The following is a 15,910-nucleotide window of genomic DNA, read 5'->3' on the forward strand; positions in this document are numbered from 1 at the left end:
GGAATGGATCGCTCGGCGACACTGCGGCGTTCGGTCAGGCTGTTCCGCGCGTTCCTGCGCGAGCAGAGCGACCCGGACCTGTTCTACGGCGTGCTGGCGGAGGACTCGGTCCGGCAGCTGGCCCGGCACGCCGACCTCGCCGGCGCCACGGTCCTCGACGTGGGCGGCGGCCCGGGGTACTTCTCCCAGGCGTTCCGGGCCGCCGGCGCCCGGTACGTGGGGCTCGAGCCCGACGCGGGGGAGATGGCCGCACGCGGGGAGCCGGAGCCCGGGACGCTGCGCGGCAGCGGCGAGGCGCTCCCGGTCCGCACCGGCGCGGTCGACGTCTGCTACTCGTCGAACGTGCTCGAGCACGTCCGCCGGCCCTGGCTCATGGCCGACGAGATGGTGCGGGTGACCAGGCCGGGAGGAACGGTCTACCTCTCCTACACGCCGTGGCTGTCGCCGTGGGGCGGGCACGAGACCGCGCCCTGGCACTACCTCGGCGGTGCCTACGCCCGCCGGCGCCACCGCCGCCGGACCGGGTCGGAGCCGAAGAACCGCTTCGGTGAGTCGCTGTTCGCCGTCTCGGTCGGCGCGACCCTGGGGTGGGCGCGGCGCTGCCAGGACGCCGAGGTGGTCTCCGTCCACCCCCGCTACCACCCCTGGTGGGCGGCTTGGGTCGTGCGCGTCCCGGGACTGCGCGAGGTGGTCTCGTGGAACCTCGTCGTCGTGCTGCGGAAGCACGGGGACGCCGCCGGAGCTCCGGGAAGTGGTCACGTCCTGCAAGCGACCGGTGACGGGAAGTCATCGTCGCCGCGGCGATAACAAGCGTTACCGATCACTTCCGGGTGATCGGTACGGCGCCATACCGCCCGGGTTTGGTGCCCCGGCTACCCGACAGTAATGTGACGCGGGCCGCGACGCCGCAGGTGCCGTCGCACGGTCGAGGAGGTCTGCCCACATGCGTCGTGCACGGGTCCTGGGACACGGGCTGCTGGCCCTCGGTGCCGTCCTCCTCGGTGCCGCGCTCGCCGTCCGGCTGTTCCTCGTGCCGAGCCTGGTGGTCCTCCCGCTGGACCAGAACACCGTGGCGACCGCCTCCGCGACCGACGTCACCTACCTCGACTTCAGCACCTTCGAGGAGATCGAGGGTGCCGAGGCCGACGTCCGGGTCGAGGTGGAGGGCACCCCCGGTGCCGCCGAGGCCTCCGACGACGTCGCGGTGTGGTCCTCGGGCACCCGGCTCACCGACGCCGGCACCGAGGGCCTGATCACCGCCAGCCAGTACACGGCCTGCCTCGACCGCCGCGAGGCGGTCGCGCTCGACTGCGACGCGGAGACCGTCGACGAGGACCCGGCCGACGTGCAGGGCGTGACCGTCACCTTCCCGTTCGGCACCGAGCAGCAGGACTACGACGTCTGGAACGTCACCACGCGGCAGACCTTCCCGGCCCGGTTCGTCGCCGAGGACGAGATCGAGGGCGTGGCGGTCTACCGCTTCGAGCAGGAGATCCCCGACACCGTGGTCCGCTCGACCTCCGTTCCCGCCGCGCTCGCCGGCGCCACCGGTGAGGGCACCGTCGAGGCCGACATCGTCTACAGCAACGTGCGGACCCTGTGGGTCGAGCCCACCAGCGGGGTCGTGGTCTCCTCGGAGGAGTCCCCGTTCACCCGGCTGGTGGGCCCTGACGGCACCGAGGGCGCGACCATCCTGCGCGCCGACATCGCCGCCGACCCGGAGACGGTCGCCGCGGGTGCGGAGCGCGCCGTGGAGAACCGCGACCGGATCGCCCTCATCAGCCGGACCGTCCCGCTGGCCGTCGCGGCCCTGGGGCTGGTGCTGGTCGTCGCCGGGCTCGTGCTCCTGACCCGCGCCACGCGCGGTGCGCACCGGACGCCGCAGGCCGCCCAGGCGGCCCGGGAGCCGGTGTCCTCCGCCCAGTGACCTCCCTCCGGGAGGGCGCCCCGTCGCCGGGGCGGCCCTCCCCGGGGTCGTGGCCGCGCCCCCGCTGACCGCCGAGTCCACCGGACCTGCTCCGGTGGACCCGGCGGCGTCGCGAGCGGGGTCGAGCGTCCCGGGGGGCCCGGCCGCCGCGCCGCCGGTCACCCCGCAGCGCCCCGACCGGTCGACGGCGCTGCTGGAGCGGGTCCGCCTGGTGGCCGTCTGCCTGGCCTTCCTGGGCCTGTCGTTGTCCCAGGCGCCCGGACGGGTCCTCAACGACACCAAGCTCGACCTGACCGCGGACCCGTGGGGCTTCCTCGGCCGGGCCCTGCGGCTCTGGGAGCCCGAGGGCTTCGCCGGCCAGGTGCAGAACCAGGCCTACGGCTACCTCTTCCCGATGGGGCCCTTCTTCGGGCTCGGCCGGTCCGCGGGCCTGCCCGACTGGGTCGTCCAGCGGCTGTGGCTGGCGCTGCTCATGAGCACCGCCTTCCTCGGGATCGTCGTCCTCGCCCGGCGGCTGGGCATCGGGACCCCCGCGACCGGCCTCGTGGCCGGGGTGGCCTACGCCCTGGCGCCGCGGATGGTCACCGCCATCGGCGCCACCTCGGTGGAGGTCGTGCCGATGGCGGTGGCCCCCTGGGTGCTGGTGCCCCTCGTCGGGGCGGCCGCCCTGCGCTCCCCGCGGCGCGCCGCGGCGTGGTCGGGCCTGGCCGTCCTGTGCGCCGGCGGCGTGAACGCGGTGGCCGCCGCCGCGGTGCTGCCGCTGCCGGTGCTGTGGCTGCTGACCCGGCCTGCCGGTCCGCTGCGGCGGCGGCTCGCCGCGTGGTGGGCGCTGGCGGTGGGGCTGGCCACGGCCTGGTGGGCCGGCCCCCTGCTGCTGCTCGGCCGCTACAGCCCGCCGTTCATCGACTACATCGAGACCGCCGACGTCACCACCGCCCCCACCGACGTCCTGTCGGTGCTGCGCGGCACCTCGCACTGGTTCGCCGCGCTGGGCTCCCCGAGCGGCCCCCTCTGGCCGGCGGGGTGGTCGCTGCTCACCGACACCCTGCCCGTCGCCGGCACGGTCGTGCTCGCCACCGCCGGCCTGGTGGCGCTCACCCGGCGGGGCCTGCCCGAGCGCACCTGGCTCGTGTACGGCGTCGTCGCCGGGGTCTCCCTGGTCACCCTCGGCCACCTGGCGACGGTCGACGGCCTGCTCGCCGGGACGCTCAACGAGGCGCTCGACGGCCCGCTCGCGCCGCTGCGCAACGTGCACAAGTTCGATCCGGTGCTGCGCCTCCCGCTCGTGCTGGCCCTGGCGCACCTGGCGGCCCGGCTGGCGCGCCGCGCGTCGGGCGCGGAACCGGAGCACCCGGACCCGGTCCCGGCGGCGCGGCGGACGGTGTGGCCGGACTCCTGGACGCCGGTGTGGCCGACGGAGTGGCCGCGGCCGGCGGCCGTCGTCGCCCGGGCGCTGCTGGCGGTCCTCGCGCTGGCGCTCGTCGCCGGCGTCTCCCCGGCGCTCGCGGGCCGGCTGCCCACCGCCACCGGGTTCGAGGAGATCCCCGGCTACTGGCAGGAGGCCGCCGACCACCTCGCCGCCGAGCAGCCCAGCGGCCGGGCGCTGCTGGTGCCCGCGTCGTCGTTCGGCACCTATGTGTGGGGCAGCCCCCAGGACGAGCCGATGCAGCCGCTGGCCGACTCGCCGTGGGACGTCCGCAACGCCATCCCGCTCACCAGCGAGGGGCACATCCGCTACCTCGACGCCCTCGGTCAGCGGCTGGAGCGCGGCGAGGGCTCGGAGGGGCTCACCCGTGCCCTCGCCCGCGCCGGCTTCTCGCACGTGGTCCTGCGCAACGACCTCGACGCCGGGTCGGCGGGCGCCGCCCGCTCCATCGTCGTCCGGCAGGCGCTGCGCACCTCGCCCGGCACCACCCTCGAGGCGTCCTTCGGCCCGGACCTCCCGGGGCTCCCGCTCACCTCCGGGCTGGTGCTCGACGCCGGGCTCGGCGAGCCCGCGCCGGCCGTCGAGGTCTACGCCGTCGACGGCGCCGCACCGCGTGCCTGGACCGCCCCGCTCGCCGACGCGGTGACCGTGGCCGGCGGCCCCGACGCCGTCGTGGACCTGGAGGAGCGGGGCCTGGTCACCGGCCGCCCCACGGTGCTCGCCGGTGAGGCCCCCGAGGGCAGCGGGCCGACGGTGGTCAGCGACGCGCTGGCCCTCCGGGAGCGCGCGTTCGGCCGGCTGTCCGACGCCGCGTCCAGCGCTCTCACCCCCGCCGAACCGCTGCGGATCGACGCGCCCGCCCGGGACTACCCGGTGGCGCAGCCGCGGGCGGCCCAGAGCGTCGTCCGCTACGACGGCGGGACGCCCAGCGCCTCGAGCTCGGCCTCCGACGCCGACAGCCTCGGCGGCGCGCAGGTCGGTGCCGCGCCCTTCGCCGCGGTCGACGGCGACCGTTCGACCGCGTGGCGCCCGGCGGTGCGCTTCGCGAGCGCCGAGGCGGCCTGGTGGCGGCTGGACACCGACCAGCCCTTCACCGCCGCCGGCGTGACCGTGGTGCTCGACGCGGCGACCGCCGAGGACCCCCCGGCCGAGATCCGGCTGACCACCGACACCGGCTCCATCCGCCGTCCGTTGCAGGCCACCACCGAGCCCCAGGCCCTGCCGCTGCCGGCCGGCGTCACCGACACCCTCGTCATCGGCCTCGACCGCACCGACGCCGGCACCGGGCCGGCGCTGGCCGAGGTGACGCTGCCCGGGATCACCGTGACCCGCACGGTCGTCACGCCGGAGCCCGACGGGCCGGTCGACGCCTGGTCGTTCGCCACCTACGGGCCGCACGGCACGTCGTCGGGCTGCGTGGTCGACGCGACCGGCGACCCGCGGTGCGCGTCCGACCTCGTCGCGGGGGCGGAGGAGCCGGCGACGCTCGACCGCGCGTTCACCGTGGCAGAGCCGGGGGGCCACGACCTCGCCGCCACCGCCGTCCCCCGGCCGGGTCCGGCGCTGGACGCGCTGCTGGCCGACGCCGGCGGGGCGGGGGTCGCGGTCACCGCCAGCAGCGCCGCCGTCCCCGACCCGCGGGGCAGCGCGCTCGCGGCCGTCGACGGCGACCCGGCCACCGCCTGGCTGGCAGACCCCGCGGACCGCGACCCGACTCTGGTGCTCACCTGGGACGAGCCGCGCGTCGTCGAGGAGCTGCAGCTGACCGTGACGCCGGGGCTGGCCGCGGCGGTCCCCACCGCGGTCACCCTCACCGGCGGGGGCCTGGAGCGCACGCTCGGCCTCGCCGAGGACGGCTCGGTCGCCTTCACGCCCATCACCACCGACCGCCTGGAGGTCACCTTCGAGCGGCCGCTGGACCTCGACTCGTGGGACCCCTACGGCCGGCGGCTGCGCGACCTCGGCGTCGGGGTCAGCGAGCTGACCGTCGGCGGCCCGCCGGCCGCCCTCGATCCCGGTGCGGTCGTCACGGTGCCCTGCGGGGAGGGGCCGGTGGTCGCCGTCGACGGGGTGGAGCGGCGGACGTCGGCGGAGACGACCGTCGGCGCGCTCCGCGACCTCGCGCCGCTCGAGCTGACCCCGTGCGACGGGGGCGCCGCCGTCGAGCTGCCGGCCGGCCGGCACCGCCTGGTCGTCGCGGGCACCGACACCCTCGCCGCCGCGACCGCGACGCTGACCCGGTCCGGGAGCGCCGCCGGGGAGGCGGGGGAGCGGCAGGCCGCCGACGTCACGCGCTGGGACGTCGAGCACCGCCGCGTCGACGTGCCCGCCCGGGACGAGGCGACCCTGCTCGTCGTCCCCGAGAACACCAACCCCGGCTGGACGGCGACCCTCGACGGCGAGGTGCTGGCGACCGTGGCCGTCGACGGCTGGCAGCAGGGCTGGGTCCTGCCGCCGGGCCCGGCCGGCACCGTGGCCCTCGACTTCGGGCCCGGCTCGCTGTACCGCACCGCCCTGCTGGCCGGCGGGGCCGCGGTGCTGCTGCTGGCCGTCCTCGCGGCGGCGCCGGCGCGCCGTCCGGTGCCCGCCGGCCGCGCCGGGCGCCCGCTGCCGGAGTGGGCGGTCGCCCTCGGCCTGGTCGGCGGGACGGCGCTCGTCGGCGGCGTGGTCGGCCTCGGCCTGCTGGCGCTGACGGTGCTCGCCGCCTCGGTGGCCGGCGCGCGGCGGCCGGCGGTCCTCGCGGCGCTGGTGGCGGCACCGCTCGCCGTCGCCGGCGCCCTGCTGCTCACCGCCCCGGCCGCGACCGGGACGCTGCGCCAGGTGCTCGCCCTGCTGGCCCTGGCGGCCGTGGTGGCCGCCGTCCTGCCGCCGGTGCGGCTGCCCGGCGGCGCGCGGGCACGGTGGCCCGCGCTGCGGCTCCGGCGACCGGCCGGCCCGGAGCGGGAGGCGTGAGGCGGTCCCCGGCCGCGTCGGTGCTCCTGGTCGCCCTCCTGGCCGCCGGGTGCGTGCCCGGGGAGGCGCCGGGCGCCGTCGTGCCCCCGGCGGTCAGCGCCTGGCTCGAGCCCGCCTGCCCGCTGCCGGACGGCGAGCAGCCCATGACCGCCGACCTGCTCAACCGGGTCGTGGCGCAGGCCGACCTCCCGGGCTGGCAGGCGGCCGACGTCGGCACCAGTGCGCGGCTGGGGGACGGCCGGCTGGTGTGGGTCTTCGGCGACACCTTCCGCAGCCCGGGGACCGAGCCGCTCATGGTGTCGAACTCGATGCTGGTCAGCTCCGGCTCCTGCGTCTCGCAGCTGGTCACCGGCGAGCGCGGGCCGCTGCTGCCCGACTCCGCCGACGGCACGGTGTACTGGCCGATGTCGGTCGTGGCGCTCCCCGGTGCGGCGGCGGGCCCCGACCACCGGGACGTGCAGGACGTCCTGCTGGTCCTGCTCGCGCGGACGCAGCGCGACGCCGGAGGAGGGGAGCTGCTGGACTTCCGCTTCCGGGGCACGTCGGTGGCGGTGTTCACCGTGCTCGAGCGGGAGGCGCCGCAGCTGCAGCAGATCGTCCGCGTCACCCCCGACGACGACGACCCGCAGCAGATCAACTGGGGAGCCGCCGCCGCGGTCGACGGCGGCTGGCTGTACGTGTACGGCACCCGGCTCCCGGGGGACCCGCCGACCTTCGGCCGGGAGCTGTACGTGGCCCGCGTCCCGGTGGACTCCCCGGAGAACCGGCTGGCGTGGGAGTACTGGGACGGGTCGGCGTGGACCGGTCGGGCCGACACGGCCCGCCGGGTGCTCGGCGCGGTGGGCGGCGTCTCGCAGACCCTCTCGGTGGACCCGGTCGACGGTCGGTGGCTGGCGGTGTCCAAGCGCGACGGCGACCTCGGCGACTTCGTCTACACGTGGACCGCGCCGTCCCCCACCGGCCCGTGGACCCCGCGGCGGGCGCTGCCGGCGCCCGCGGGCTTCGACACCGGCGACCTGGCCTACGCCCCGCTCGCGCACCCCGACGTCCCGCTGGCCTCCGGGGGGCTGCTGCTGTCGATCTCGCGCAACGCCACGAACGGGGACCGGGTGTGGGCCGACCCGCGCATCGCGCGCCCGGTGTTCGTGGAGATCCCCCGGCCCTAGCCGTACCGGCCGGGGGGTCGCTCAGGGGGCGACGGTCTCGGCGTCGCGCAGGGTCGGTGCCGGGAGCCGCTCGGGCACGACGTCGCGCCACCGCCGCATCAGCGGCCGCTCGAGCAGCCGGTAGGCCGCCGTCGCGGCCAGCACCCCCGCGCACCAGGTGGCCAGGAAGACCCAGAGGAAGGTCCCGGTGAACGGTGCCCGGTCGAGGACGGCGTAGAGGGCCACCAGCAGCGGCATGTGGAAGAGGAACAGCCCGTAGGACACGTCGCCGAGGAACCGCGCGGGAGCGGCGGCGAGCAGTCGCCGGGTCGTGCCGGCCGTCTGGGGACCGAAGACCAGCGGCCACAGCACGAGGGTCGCGACGCCGGTGTAGAGCACCGACTTGGTGACCGCCTCGACCGCGTCCGGGGGAGTGAGGTCCAGCGGGCCGCCCAGCGGGCTGCAGGCGATCCAGAACAGCGCCGCGGCGGCGGCCCAGCAGGTCCACAGCCCGGTGCCGAGCTCGTGGGCCCAGCGCACCGGCCGCCAGCCGGGCGCCGACACCGAGACCACCGCCATGGCCGTGCCGGCGCCGAACCAGGCCGCGAAGGAGGGCAGCCAGACGTCGATCGGGGCGATCACCGACGGGTCGGTCCAGCCCCAGGCAAGCCAGCCCAGTCCGAGCCCCGCCAGGACGGCCAGCCCGGCCAGCACGCGGGCCGGACGCCACTCCCCGCGCCCCGAGACCCGCAGCAGGCCGGCGACCACGGCGGGGAGCAGCAGGTAGAACGCCGCCTCGGTGCACAGGCTCCAGGTGTGGGTGAGCCCCTCGGCGAGCGCGTCGCGGACGTAGATCTGCCCGAGCACGAGGTGCCGCAGCCACCCCGCGAGGCCGGTGCCCTGGTTGCCGGGGAGGAACAGCAGCGCGGCCACGACGGCCACCCAGTAGACCGGCAGGATCCGCAGCGCGCGGCGCCACAGGTAGGCCGCGGCCCGGGGCGCGGGCGTCCCGCGGGCGGCCGCGGCGAGGAACGGCCGGGACAGCAGGAACCCCGACAGCGCGAAGAACAGGGCGACGCCGACGTCGAGCCGGGCGAGGACGCGGCCGGTCGCGTCGGGCGTGTAGTTCGCCGTCCAGTAGGCCGCGTGCGTCGCCACGACGGCGGTCGAGGCGATCGCCCGCAGGCCGCCCAGGCACGGGTAGTGGCCCGCCGGCACCGGTGCGGGCGCGGTCACGGCAGGCGTGGTCACGGCGGTCACCGCCCGGCCGGCAGCGGGCGCACGCTGCCGACGCGCACCGCGCCCACGCACACGGTGGTCCCCGGGTCCGCGGCCTCCACCCGAACCCGGTCGACCTCCCCGCTCACCAGGACGTAGAGGTCGCGCAGGCCGGCGGTCGCCAGCGTGCCCGCCCGGGTGTCCCCGGCGGTGATCCACAGCCGGCTGTCCGCCCCGGCGAGCAGGGTCAGGTGCAGGTACCACCGCCCGTCGGTGGTGGCGCCGTCGAGCGGGACGTCCGCGGGCTCGGGTCCGGCCGGCCAGCCGCAGCCCTCGACCGGCCCGGCGCCGGTCTGCGCGACCGGTTCGACGTAGCCGAGCTGCACGCGGCCCTCGTCGTCGAGCACGGCCAGCCCGGGCACGACGGTCGCCTCGCCCAGGAACCGTGCCGGGACCGGCAGGCCGGCGAGGACGGCGGACGCGGTGTTCGCCGGCGCGAGGGCGTCCGGGACCACCCCGGCCGGGACACGGCTGTCGGCGAGGACGACGTCGGGCCGCTCGGCCAGCTCCGCCTGCGCCGTCTGCACGTAGTCGCGGGCCGGGTTGTCCGACCAGGAGCCGCGGAAGGCGGCGGTCGACGCCAGCGAGGCCGCGGCCAGGGCGGCGACCACGAGGGCGCCGACGGCCGGGCGCACGGCCTGCGGCACCGGCCGGGCGCCGGCGTCGCGGCCGGCCCGGGTCCGCCGGCGAAGGACGACGGGCGCGTCCCGGACGGGCAGGAACGCCAGGCCGGTCACCAGCGCCGCCACGAGGGCCAGCGCGGCCGGGGGCACGACGGCGGCCGGGGGGTCGCCGATCTCGGCGCGGACCCCTGACGCCGCGGTGGCGGCCAGGGCGACGACCGTCGCGACCGCGCCCACGAGCCAGGCGCGCACCGCGCCCCGGGACAGCAGCACGGAGGTGAGGGCCGTGAGCGCGACGACGGCCGCGGCGGTCGCGACGGCGGCGGCCGGCGGGGCCGGGACGGCGAGCGACCCGTCGGCCGGCGACCAGGCCCACGGCCCGCCCACCAGGCCCGGCAGCACGGTCCGGCCCACCAGCCCGGGCAGGTCCGCGACCGCGTCGCCCAGGGACCCGGGACCGGGCAGCGGCCCGGGGTGCAGGAGGACGCGCAGCGCGGCTCCGACACCGACGGCGAGCGCCTGCAGGACCCACGCCGTGCGCCGGCGCGCCAGTGCCCGGGCGCGCTCGCGCAGCGGGCCCCCGGTCCACCACAGGAGCGTGAGCGCGAGGAGCAGCAGCGGGACGAGCAGCACCCCGGTGGAGAACAGCGACCCCAGGAGCACCGCCCCGGCGGCGGCCACGGCCGGCCCGGGCCGGCCGGTCCGCAGGTGCCGGACGTGACCGGTCAGCGCGACCACCAGTGCCAGCTGGACGGGCAGCTGCACCGTCGCCGCCGCCCACCACACGCCGCCGACGAGGGGCAGCGTGCTGGCGAGGTACACGGCGAGCGGGAGCAGCACGGCCGGGCGGCGACCGAAGAGCTCCACCAGCAGCCGGTACAGCAGGACGTCGACGGCGAGCTGGGCCAGCAGTTCCAGGCCGACGGCGGCGGGCCACGACAGCGGCGCCAGGGCGGCCAGCGCCCGCGTCAGCGCCTCCGCGCCCGGCGGGCCCGCGACCTCGCCGGTCCCGGCGACGCCCGCGGCCACACCGGCAAGGTCGAGCGGGGTGAACCACCCGCCGGCCGCCGTCCACAGCCGCAGGCACAGGTGCAGCGCGACGAGGACGCCCGCGACCACCGGGACGGCGGCCTCCCGGCCGAGGACGGGCCCGCGGCCCGCGGGGTGCGGCCGGGCGGGCGCCGTCTCGCCGGTGACGTCGACGCCGACGTCCGCGGGCGTAGCCATGGGACTCCGTTCCACCTGGAGCAGGACGCGGCCAGCGTAGACACGGGAGTTACCGGCGGGTAGTCCGGAGCGGTGCCCCGGGGCCGCTGTCCCCGTCCCGGGTGGTCAGGGGCGGCGGGCGACCAGCTGGACGAGCACCTCGGTGGCGACGTCGGTGTCCTCGGCGAGGGACCTGGCCTCGCCCCGCTCGACCCGGGCGAGGATCAGCTCGTGCAGCCCGCCGACGGCGGCCAGCACGAGCGGCCGCTCCACCGGGCGCACCTCGTCGGGGTGCCGCTGCGCGAGGTCGGTGGCCACGCCGCAGATCAGCTCGACGTAGCGGGTGATGACCTGCCGGCGCAGCGCCAGGGCCGGCCGGCCGGCCGCCTGGACCTCCACCAGCGCGGCCCACGCCACCTCGGGGTTGGCGGCGAGCACCTCCAGGTAGGCGCGGACGGCGGCGCCCAGCCGGTCCCGCCAGGGGAGGCCTGCCTCGGCGGCCTGCGCCTGCGCGGCCTGCACCGTCGCCAGCATCTTGTCCGAGGAGCGGGTGTAGAGCTCGAGGAGGCAGTGCTCCTTGTCGCGGAAGTGCGCGTAGACGACGGTCTTCGACACCCGGCCCACGCGGGCGATGTCGGAGATCGTCGTGGCGCGGTAGCCCTTGACCGCCATGCAGGAGGCCAGCGCGAGGAGGATGCGCACCCGCCGCTGGGCGTCGTCCTCGGTGAGGTCCTCGGGGGAGACCAGGGCTTCCACACCGTCATGCTAGGTCCGCCGGCCCCCGGGACAGGGGAGCGACGCCGCCACTCCGGAACCGGTCCTCACCGCCGGTGGCGCCGGGGCTGCGCGGGCCCCCGCCGCGCCGCAGTGGGGCGGCTCACCGGCGCGCCGGGAACACCCCGCGCGCGGGAGCTGTCGTTCCCGGGGTGACCTCCCCGACGCCCGCCCGCGCGCCGCTGCGCGCCTACGCCGTCTGGCTCACCGCGCTGGCCGCCTACGTGGTGGCCGTGTTCCACCGCGCGTCGCTGGGGGTGGCCGGGGTCGAGGCGCAGGAGCGGTTCTCCGCGGGCGCCTCGGCGGTCTCGCTGTTCCTGGTGCTGCAGCTGGCCGTCTACGCCGGGCTGCAGGTGCCGGTCGGGGTGGCGCTGGACCGGTTCGGCTCCCGGCGGCTGATCGTCGCCGGCGGCGCGACCATGGCCGTCGGCCAGCTGGTGCTGGCGCTGGCCGGTGACGTGCCCACCGCCGTCGCCGCGCGGGTGCTGGTGGGCGCGGGCGACGCGATGACGTTCATCAGCGTGCTGCGCGTGGTGGGCTTCTGGTTCCCCGGCCCCACCGTCCCGCTGGTCACCCAGCTGACCGGCATCCTCGGCCAGGTCGGGCAGATCGCGGCCGCCTACCCGCTGGTCGCGCTGCTGCACGCCGCCGGCTGGCGCAGCACCTTCCTGGGCGCCGCGGCGGTCGGCGTGCTCGTCGTCGTGCTGGTGCTGACCGCGCTGCGCGACGCGCCGCCCGGCACGGCGGCGCGCGTCCCCGCCGGGCTGGCCGACGTGCGCCGCGGCCTGACGCTCACCTGGCGCGAGCCCGGCACCCGGATCGGCCTCTACACCCACCTGGTCACCCAGTTCTCCGGCACCGTGTTCGCGCTGCTGTGGGGCTTTCCGTTCCTCGTCGTCGGCCAGGGGCTGTCCCCGGCGACGGCGGCCGGGCTGCTCAGCCTGCTGGTGGTCGTCGGCATGGGCGTCGGCCCGCTGCTGGGCCGGCTGTGCGGGCGCTGGCCGCTGCGCCGCTCGGTCCTCGTCCTCTCCATCCTCGGCCTGACCGCGGTCACCTGGACCGTCGTGCTGCTGTGGCCCGGCCGCGCGCCGCTGTGGCTGCTCGTGGTGCTCGTCGTCGTCCTCGGCACCAACGGCCCCGGCTCGATGATCGGCTTCGACTTCGCCCGCACCTGGAACCCCGCCGAGCGGCAGGGCAGCGCCAGCGGCGTGGTGAACGTGGGCGGGTTCGTGGCCTCGCTGCTGACCATCCTGGCGATCGGGGCGGTCCTCGACGCGCTCACCCCGGGCGGCTCCACCGCCTACGACCTCGACGCCTTCCGCGCCGCGTTCGCCGTCCAGTACGTCTTCTGGGCGGTCGGCCTGGTCGGCCTGCTGCGCCACCGCCGGGTGCTGCGCGCCCGCCTGGCCCGCGACGGCGTGGTCCTCGCGCCGCTGCACGTCGCCGTCTCCGCCCGGCTGCGCGGGGGCAGCGCCTACCGCTAGGGACGGGGCCGTCGCCCACCGCTGAGGGGTCGCGCCCGGACTCCGGGATCGGCACGATCACCGCATGGACGTCGTGGTCGGGCTGGACAGCGGGACGACGGCCACCAAGGCGGTCACCGCCGGCGTCGACGGGCGGGTCCGCGACCTGGTCAGCGTCGGCTACCCGCTGTCGGTGCCGGCGCCCGGCCACGCCGAGCTCGACCCCGCCCGCCTGGCCGACGCCGCCGTCGAGGCGCTGGCCGCCGTCTGCACCGCCGCCCGCGAGCGCGACGACCGGGTGGTGGGGATCTCGCTGTCGGCCGCGATGCACGGCCTGGTCCCCATGGACGACGACGGCCGTCCCCTGGGCCCGCTGCTCACCTGGGCCGACGCCCGCGCCGCCGGGTTCGCCGACGCGCTGCGCGCCGACGGCCGGGCGCCCGGACTGCACGAGCGCACCGGCACGCCGGTGCACGCGATGGCCCCGCTGCTCAAGCTCGCCGCACTCCGGGCCGACGACCCGGACCGGCTGGCTTCGGTGCCGCGCTGGGGCGGGGTGAAGGAGCTCGTCGTCGCGGCGCTGCACGGCGGCCCGCAGGTGCTCGACCGCGCCTGCGCCTCGGCCACCGGCCTCTACGGGATCCGCACCGGCACGTGGGACGCCGAGGCGCTGCAGGTCGCCGGCGTCCGCGCCGACCAGCTGGGGGAGGTCCTGCCGACGACGGCGGTGCTGCCAGGCCTGCGGCCGGAGGTGGCCGCGGCGACCGGGCTCCCCGCGGACACGCCGCTGGTCATCGGCGCCTCCGACGGGGTGCTGGCCAACCTCGGCATCGGCGCCGTCCGGCCGGAGGTCGCCGCGGTGTCGCTGGGCACCAGCGGCGCGATGCGGGTCGTCGTCCCCGGGCCCACCGTGGACCCCGCGCACCGGCTGTTCTGCTACGCGCTCACCGACGACCACTGGGTGGTCGGCGGCGCGGTGAACAACGGCGGCTCGGTGGTGCGCTGGGCGGCGCAGGCGCTGGCCGAGGGGGACGGGGTCACCGGGGAGGCCGCCGACGTCCTCGACGCCCGGCTGCTGGAGGAGGCCGCGGGCGTGCCGGCCGGGAGCGCCGGACTGCTGTGCCTGCCCTACCTGCTCGGCGAGCGGGCGCCGTGGTGGCGCTCGGGTCTGCGCGGCGCCTACGTGGGGCTGCGCCGCGAGCACCGCCGTCCGCACCTGGTGCGCGCCGCCGTCGAGGGCGTGTGCCAGCAGCTCGCGCTGGTGCGCGACGCCTTCTCCGCCACCGGTCTCCCGGTGGCCGAGGTCCGGGCGACCGGCGGCGCGGTGGCCTCCTCGCTGTGGGTGCAGACGCTGGCCGCCGCGCTCGACCTCCCGGTGCGGGTGGCCGACTCGCCCGAGGGCACCGGCCTGGGCGCGGCCCTGCTCGGCCTGCACGCCCTCGGCGCGCTGCCCGATCTCGACGAGGCGACCGCGCTGATCGGCGTCTCCGACCCCGTCGAGCCCGACCCCGCGGCCGCCGAGCTCTACCGCCGCACGCGCCCGCTGGTGGAGCGGTCCGCGAGCGCGCTCGCCGACGTCCTCACCACGCTCGACTCGCTCGACGACACCCCGTCGGCGACACCGCTCTGAGCCCAGGAGGAACCGCCGTGCCCGAGGTCGAACCGGCGCTGGGCGCCGGTCCACTGCTGCTCATCGCCGCCGCCGCGGTGGGCGTCCTGCTGTTCCTCATCATGAAGCTCAAGCTGCACGCGTTCCTCGCCCTGATCCTGGTCAGCCTGCTGACGGCGCTGGCCACGCGGATCCCGCTCGAGGACGTCGTCACCACCCTGACCGAGGGCTTCGGCGGCACCCTGGCCAACGTCGCCCTGCTGGTCGGGCTCGGGGCGATGCTCGGCCGGCTGCTGGAGCACAGCGGCGGCGCCCAGGTGCTCGCCGACAGCCTCATCGGCCGGTTCGGGGAGAAGCGGGCGCCGCTGGCCCTGGGCGTGGCCGCGCTGCTGTTCGGCTTCCCGATCTTCTTCGACGCCGGCCTCGTCGTCTTCCTGCCGATCGTGTTCACCGTGGCCCGGCGGCTGGGCGGGTCGCTGCTCACCTACGGCCTGCCCACCGCCGGCGCCTTCGCCGTGATGCACGCCTTCGTGCCGCCGCACCCGGGGCCGGTCGCGGCCGCCGAGCTCGTCGGCGCCGACATCGGGCTGACGCTGGTCTTCGGCCTGCTCATCGGCCTGCCCACCTGGTACCTCGGCGGCTACCTGTTCGGCCTGTGGGCCGGCCGCCGCTACGACGTCACCGTCCCGCCGGCGGAGGACGACGACGTGCCCACCCCGGACGCCCCGGAGGGGACCGTGGCAGGCACGGCGCCGGGGACGGCCGGTGAGTCCGGCGGGCGGCGCACGCAGACGGCGACCCGCCCGGCCCCGCCCGGCTTCGGCACCGTGGTGGCCCTCCTGCTGCTGCCGCTGATGCTGATCTTCCTCAACACCGGGCTGACCACGCTGGCCACCGCCGGCGCGGTGGAGGAGTCCTCGTTCGTCGTCCGGGCCGGTCAGCTCCTCGGCGCCACCCCCGTCGCGCTGCTCATCACCGTGCTCGTCGCGATCGTGGTCCTGGGCCGGCGCCGGGGCGAGAGCGGCGCGCAGGTCGAGTCGATCGTCAACAGCGCCCTGGGCCCGGTCTGCGCGATCATCCTCATCACCGGCGCCGGGGGCATGTTCGGCGGCGTGCTGCGGGCCAGCGGCATCGGCACCGCACTGGCCGACGTCCTCGGCGACATCGGGCTGCCCGTCATCGTGGCCGCCTTCGTCGTCTCGGTGCTGCTGCGGGTGGCCCAGGGCTCGGCGACGGTCGCCCTCACCACCACCGCCGGCCTCATCGCGCCGGTGGTCGAGGCCTCCAGCGGGCTGTCGGCCATCGACCTCGCGCTCATCGTCATCGCCATCGCCGCCGGCGCCACGGTGCTCTCCCACGTCAACGACTCCGGCTTCTGGCTGGTCAGCCGGTTCTTCCAGATGGACGAGAAGACGACGCTGAAGACCTGGACGGTCATGGAGACGCTGCTCGGCACGATCGGCTTCGTGCTGGCGCTGGTGCTCAGCCTGTTCCTGTAGCCGCCCGG

Annotated in this window: 10 protein-coding genes; 7 read left to right on the top strand and 3 right to left on the bottom strand. The window is 77.3% G+C overall.

The features are described from left to right. The first annotated feature begins 3 nt into the window (after nt 1-3). The 4 genes from BM165_RS00270 to BM165_RS00285 all read left to right on the top strand — a co-directional run bounded on the left by BM165_RS00270 (nt 4) and on the right by BM165_RS00285 (nt 7,471). Nucleotides 4-807: a class I SAM-dependent methyltransferase gene (locus BM165_RS00270; protein ID WP_075011539.1), complete on the top strand. Its 804-nt coding sequence runs from the start codon at nt 4-6 to the stop codon at nt 805-807. A 136-nt stretch (nt 808-943) separates the two neighbouring features. Beyond that, nucleotides 944-1,927, top strand: coding sequence for a cell envelope lipid trafficking protein PgfA (locus BM165_RS00275; protein ID WP_075011540.1), 984 nt, complete (start codon nt 944-946; stop codon nt 1,925-1,927). A gap of 49 nt (nt 1,928-1,976) precedes the next feature. Further along, nucleotides 1,977-6,305 (top strand): alpha-(1->3)-arabinofuranosyltransferase domain-containing protein, encoded by a 4,329-nt coding sequence (locus BM165_RS00280; protein WP_083426900.1) that lies wholly within the window; start codon nt 1,977-1,979, stop codon nt 6,303-6,305. Beyond that, a complete protein-coding gene (locus BM165_RS00285; protein ID WP_143107958.1) occupies nt 6,302-7,471 on the top strand; it encodes a DUF4185 domain-containing protein in 1,170 nt (389 codons plus the stop codon). The genes BM165_RS00280 and BM165_RS00285 overlap by 4 nt, the downstream gene beginning before the upstream one ends. A gap of 21 nt (nt 7,472-7,492) precedes the next feature. Here the strand turns inward: BM165_RS00285 and BM165_RS23690 are convergent, their stop codons facing one another. The 3 genes from BM165_RS23690 to BM165_RS00300 all read right to left on the bottom strand — a co-directional run bounded on the left by BM165_RS23690 (nt 7,493) and on the right by BM165_RS00300 (nt 11,313). Beyond that, entirely contained in the window at nt 7,493-8,701 is a 1,209-nt protein-coding gene (locus BM165_RS23690; protein WP_177225051.1) for an acyltransferase family protein, read from the bottom strand. A gap of 5 nt (nt 8,702-8,706) precedes the next feature. Beyond that, nucleotides 8,707-10,578 (bottom strand): hypothetical protein, encoded by a 1,872-nt coding sequence (locus BM165_RS24540; protein WP_075011544.1) that lies wholly within the window; start codon nt 10,576-10,578, stop codon nt 8,707-8,709. Between the two features lie 105 nt (nt 10,579-10,683). Then, nucleotides 10,684-11,313 carry a TetR/AcrR family transcriptional regulator gene (locus BM165_RS00300; RefSeq protein WP_075011545.1) on the bottom strand — a complete coding sequence of 210 codons (630 nt, stop codon included), beginning with the start codon at nt 11,311-11,313 and terminating at the stop codon, nt 10,684-10,686. A 170-nt stretch (nt 11,314-11,483) separates the two neighbouring features. Here BM165_RS00300 and BM165_RS00305 point away from each other — a divergent pair, with 170 nt between their 5' ends. The 3 genes from BM165_RS00305 to BM165_RS00315 all read left to right on the top strand — a co-directional run bounded on the left by BM165_RS00305 (nt 11,484) and on the right by BM165_RS00315 (nt 15,902). Next, nucleotides 11,484-12,815: an MFS transporter gene (locus BM165_RS00305; RefSeq protein ID WP_075011546.1), complete on the top strand. Its 1,332-nt coding sequence runs from the start codon at nt 11,484-11,486 to the stop codon at nt 12,813-12,815. Nucleotides 12,816-12,879: 64 nt separating this feature from the next. Further along, nucleotides 12,880-14,424, top strand: a complete 1,545-nt coding sequence (locus BM165_RS00310; protein ID WP_075011547.1) for a gluconokinase — start codon at nt 12,880-12,882, stop codon at nt 14,422-14,424. A gap of 17 nt (nt 14,425-14,441) precedes the next feature. Then, entirely contained in the window at nt 14,442-15,902 is a 1,461-nt protein-coding gene (locus tag BM165_RS00315) for a GntP family permease (RefSeq protein WP_075011548.1), read from the top strand. Nucleotides 15,903-15,910: the final 8 nt, after the last annotated feature.

It is taken from the genome of Geodermatophilus obscurus (assembly GCF_900115395.1).
In the GTDB taxonomy this organism is placed as follows: domain Bacteria; phylum Actinomycetota; class Actinomycetes; order Mycobacteriales; family Geodermatophilaceae; genus Geodermatophilus; species Geodermatophilus obscurus_B.

Bases quoted from the DNA above. Each gene is read 5' to 3' on its own strand.
- BM165_RS00270 (WP_075011539.1), top strand. From the start codon at position 4: ATGGATCGCTCGGCGACACTGCGGCGTTCGGTCAGGCTGTTCCGCGCG.
- BM165_RS24540 (WP_075011544.1), bottom strand. From the start codon at position 10,578: ATGGCTACGCCCGCGGACGTCGGCGTCGACGTCACCGGCGAGACGGCG.
- BM165_RS00275 (WP_075011540.1), top strand. From the start codon at position 944: ATGCGTCGTGCACGGGTCCTGGGACACGGGCTGCTGGCCCTCGGTGCC.
- BM165_RS00310 (WP_075011547.1), top strand. From the start codon at position 12,880: ATGGACGTCGTGGTCGGGCTGGACAGCGGGACGACGGCCACCAAGGCG.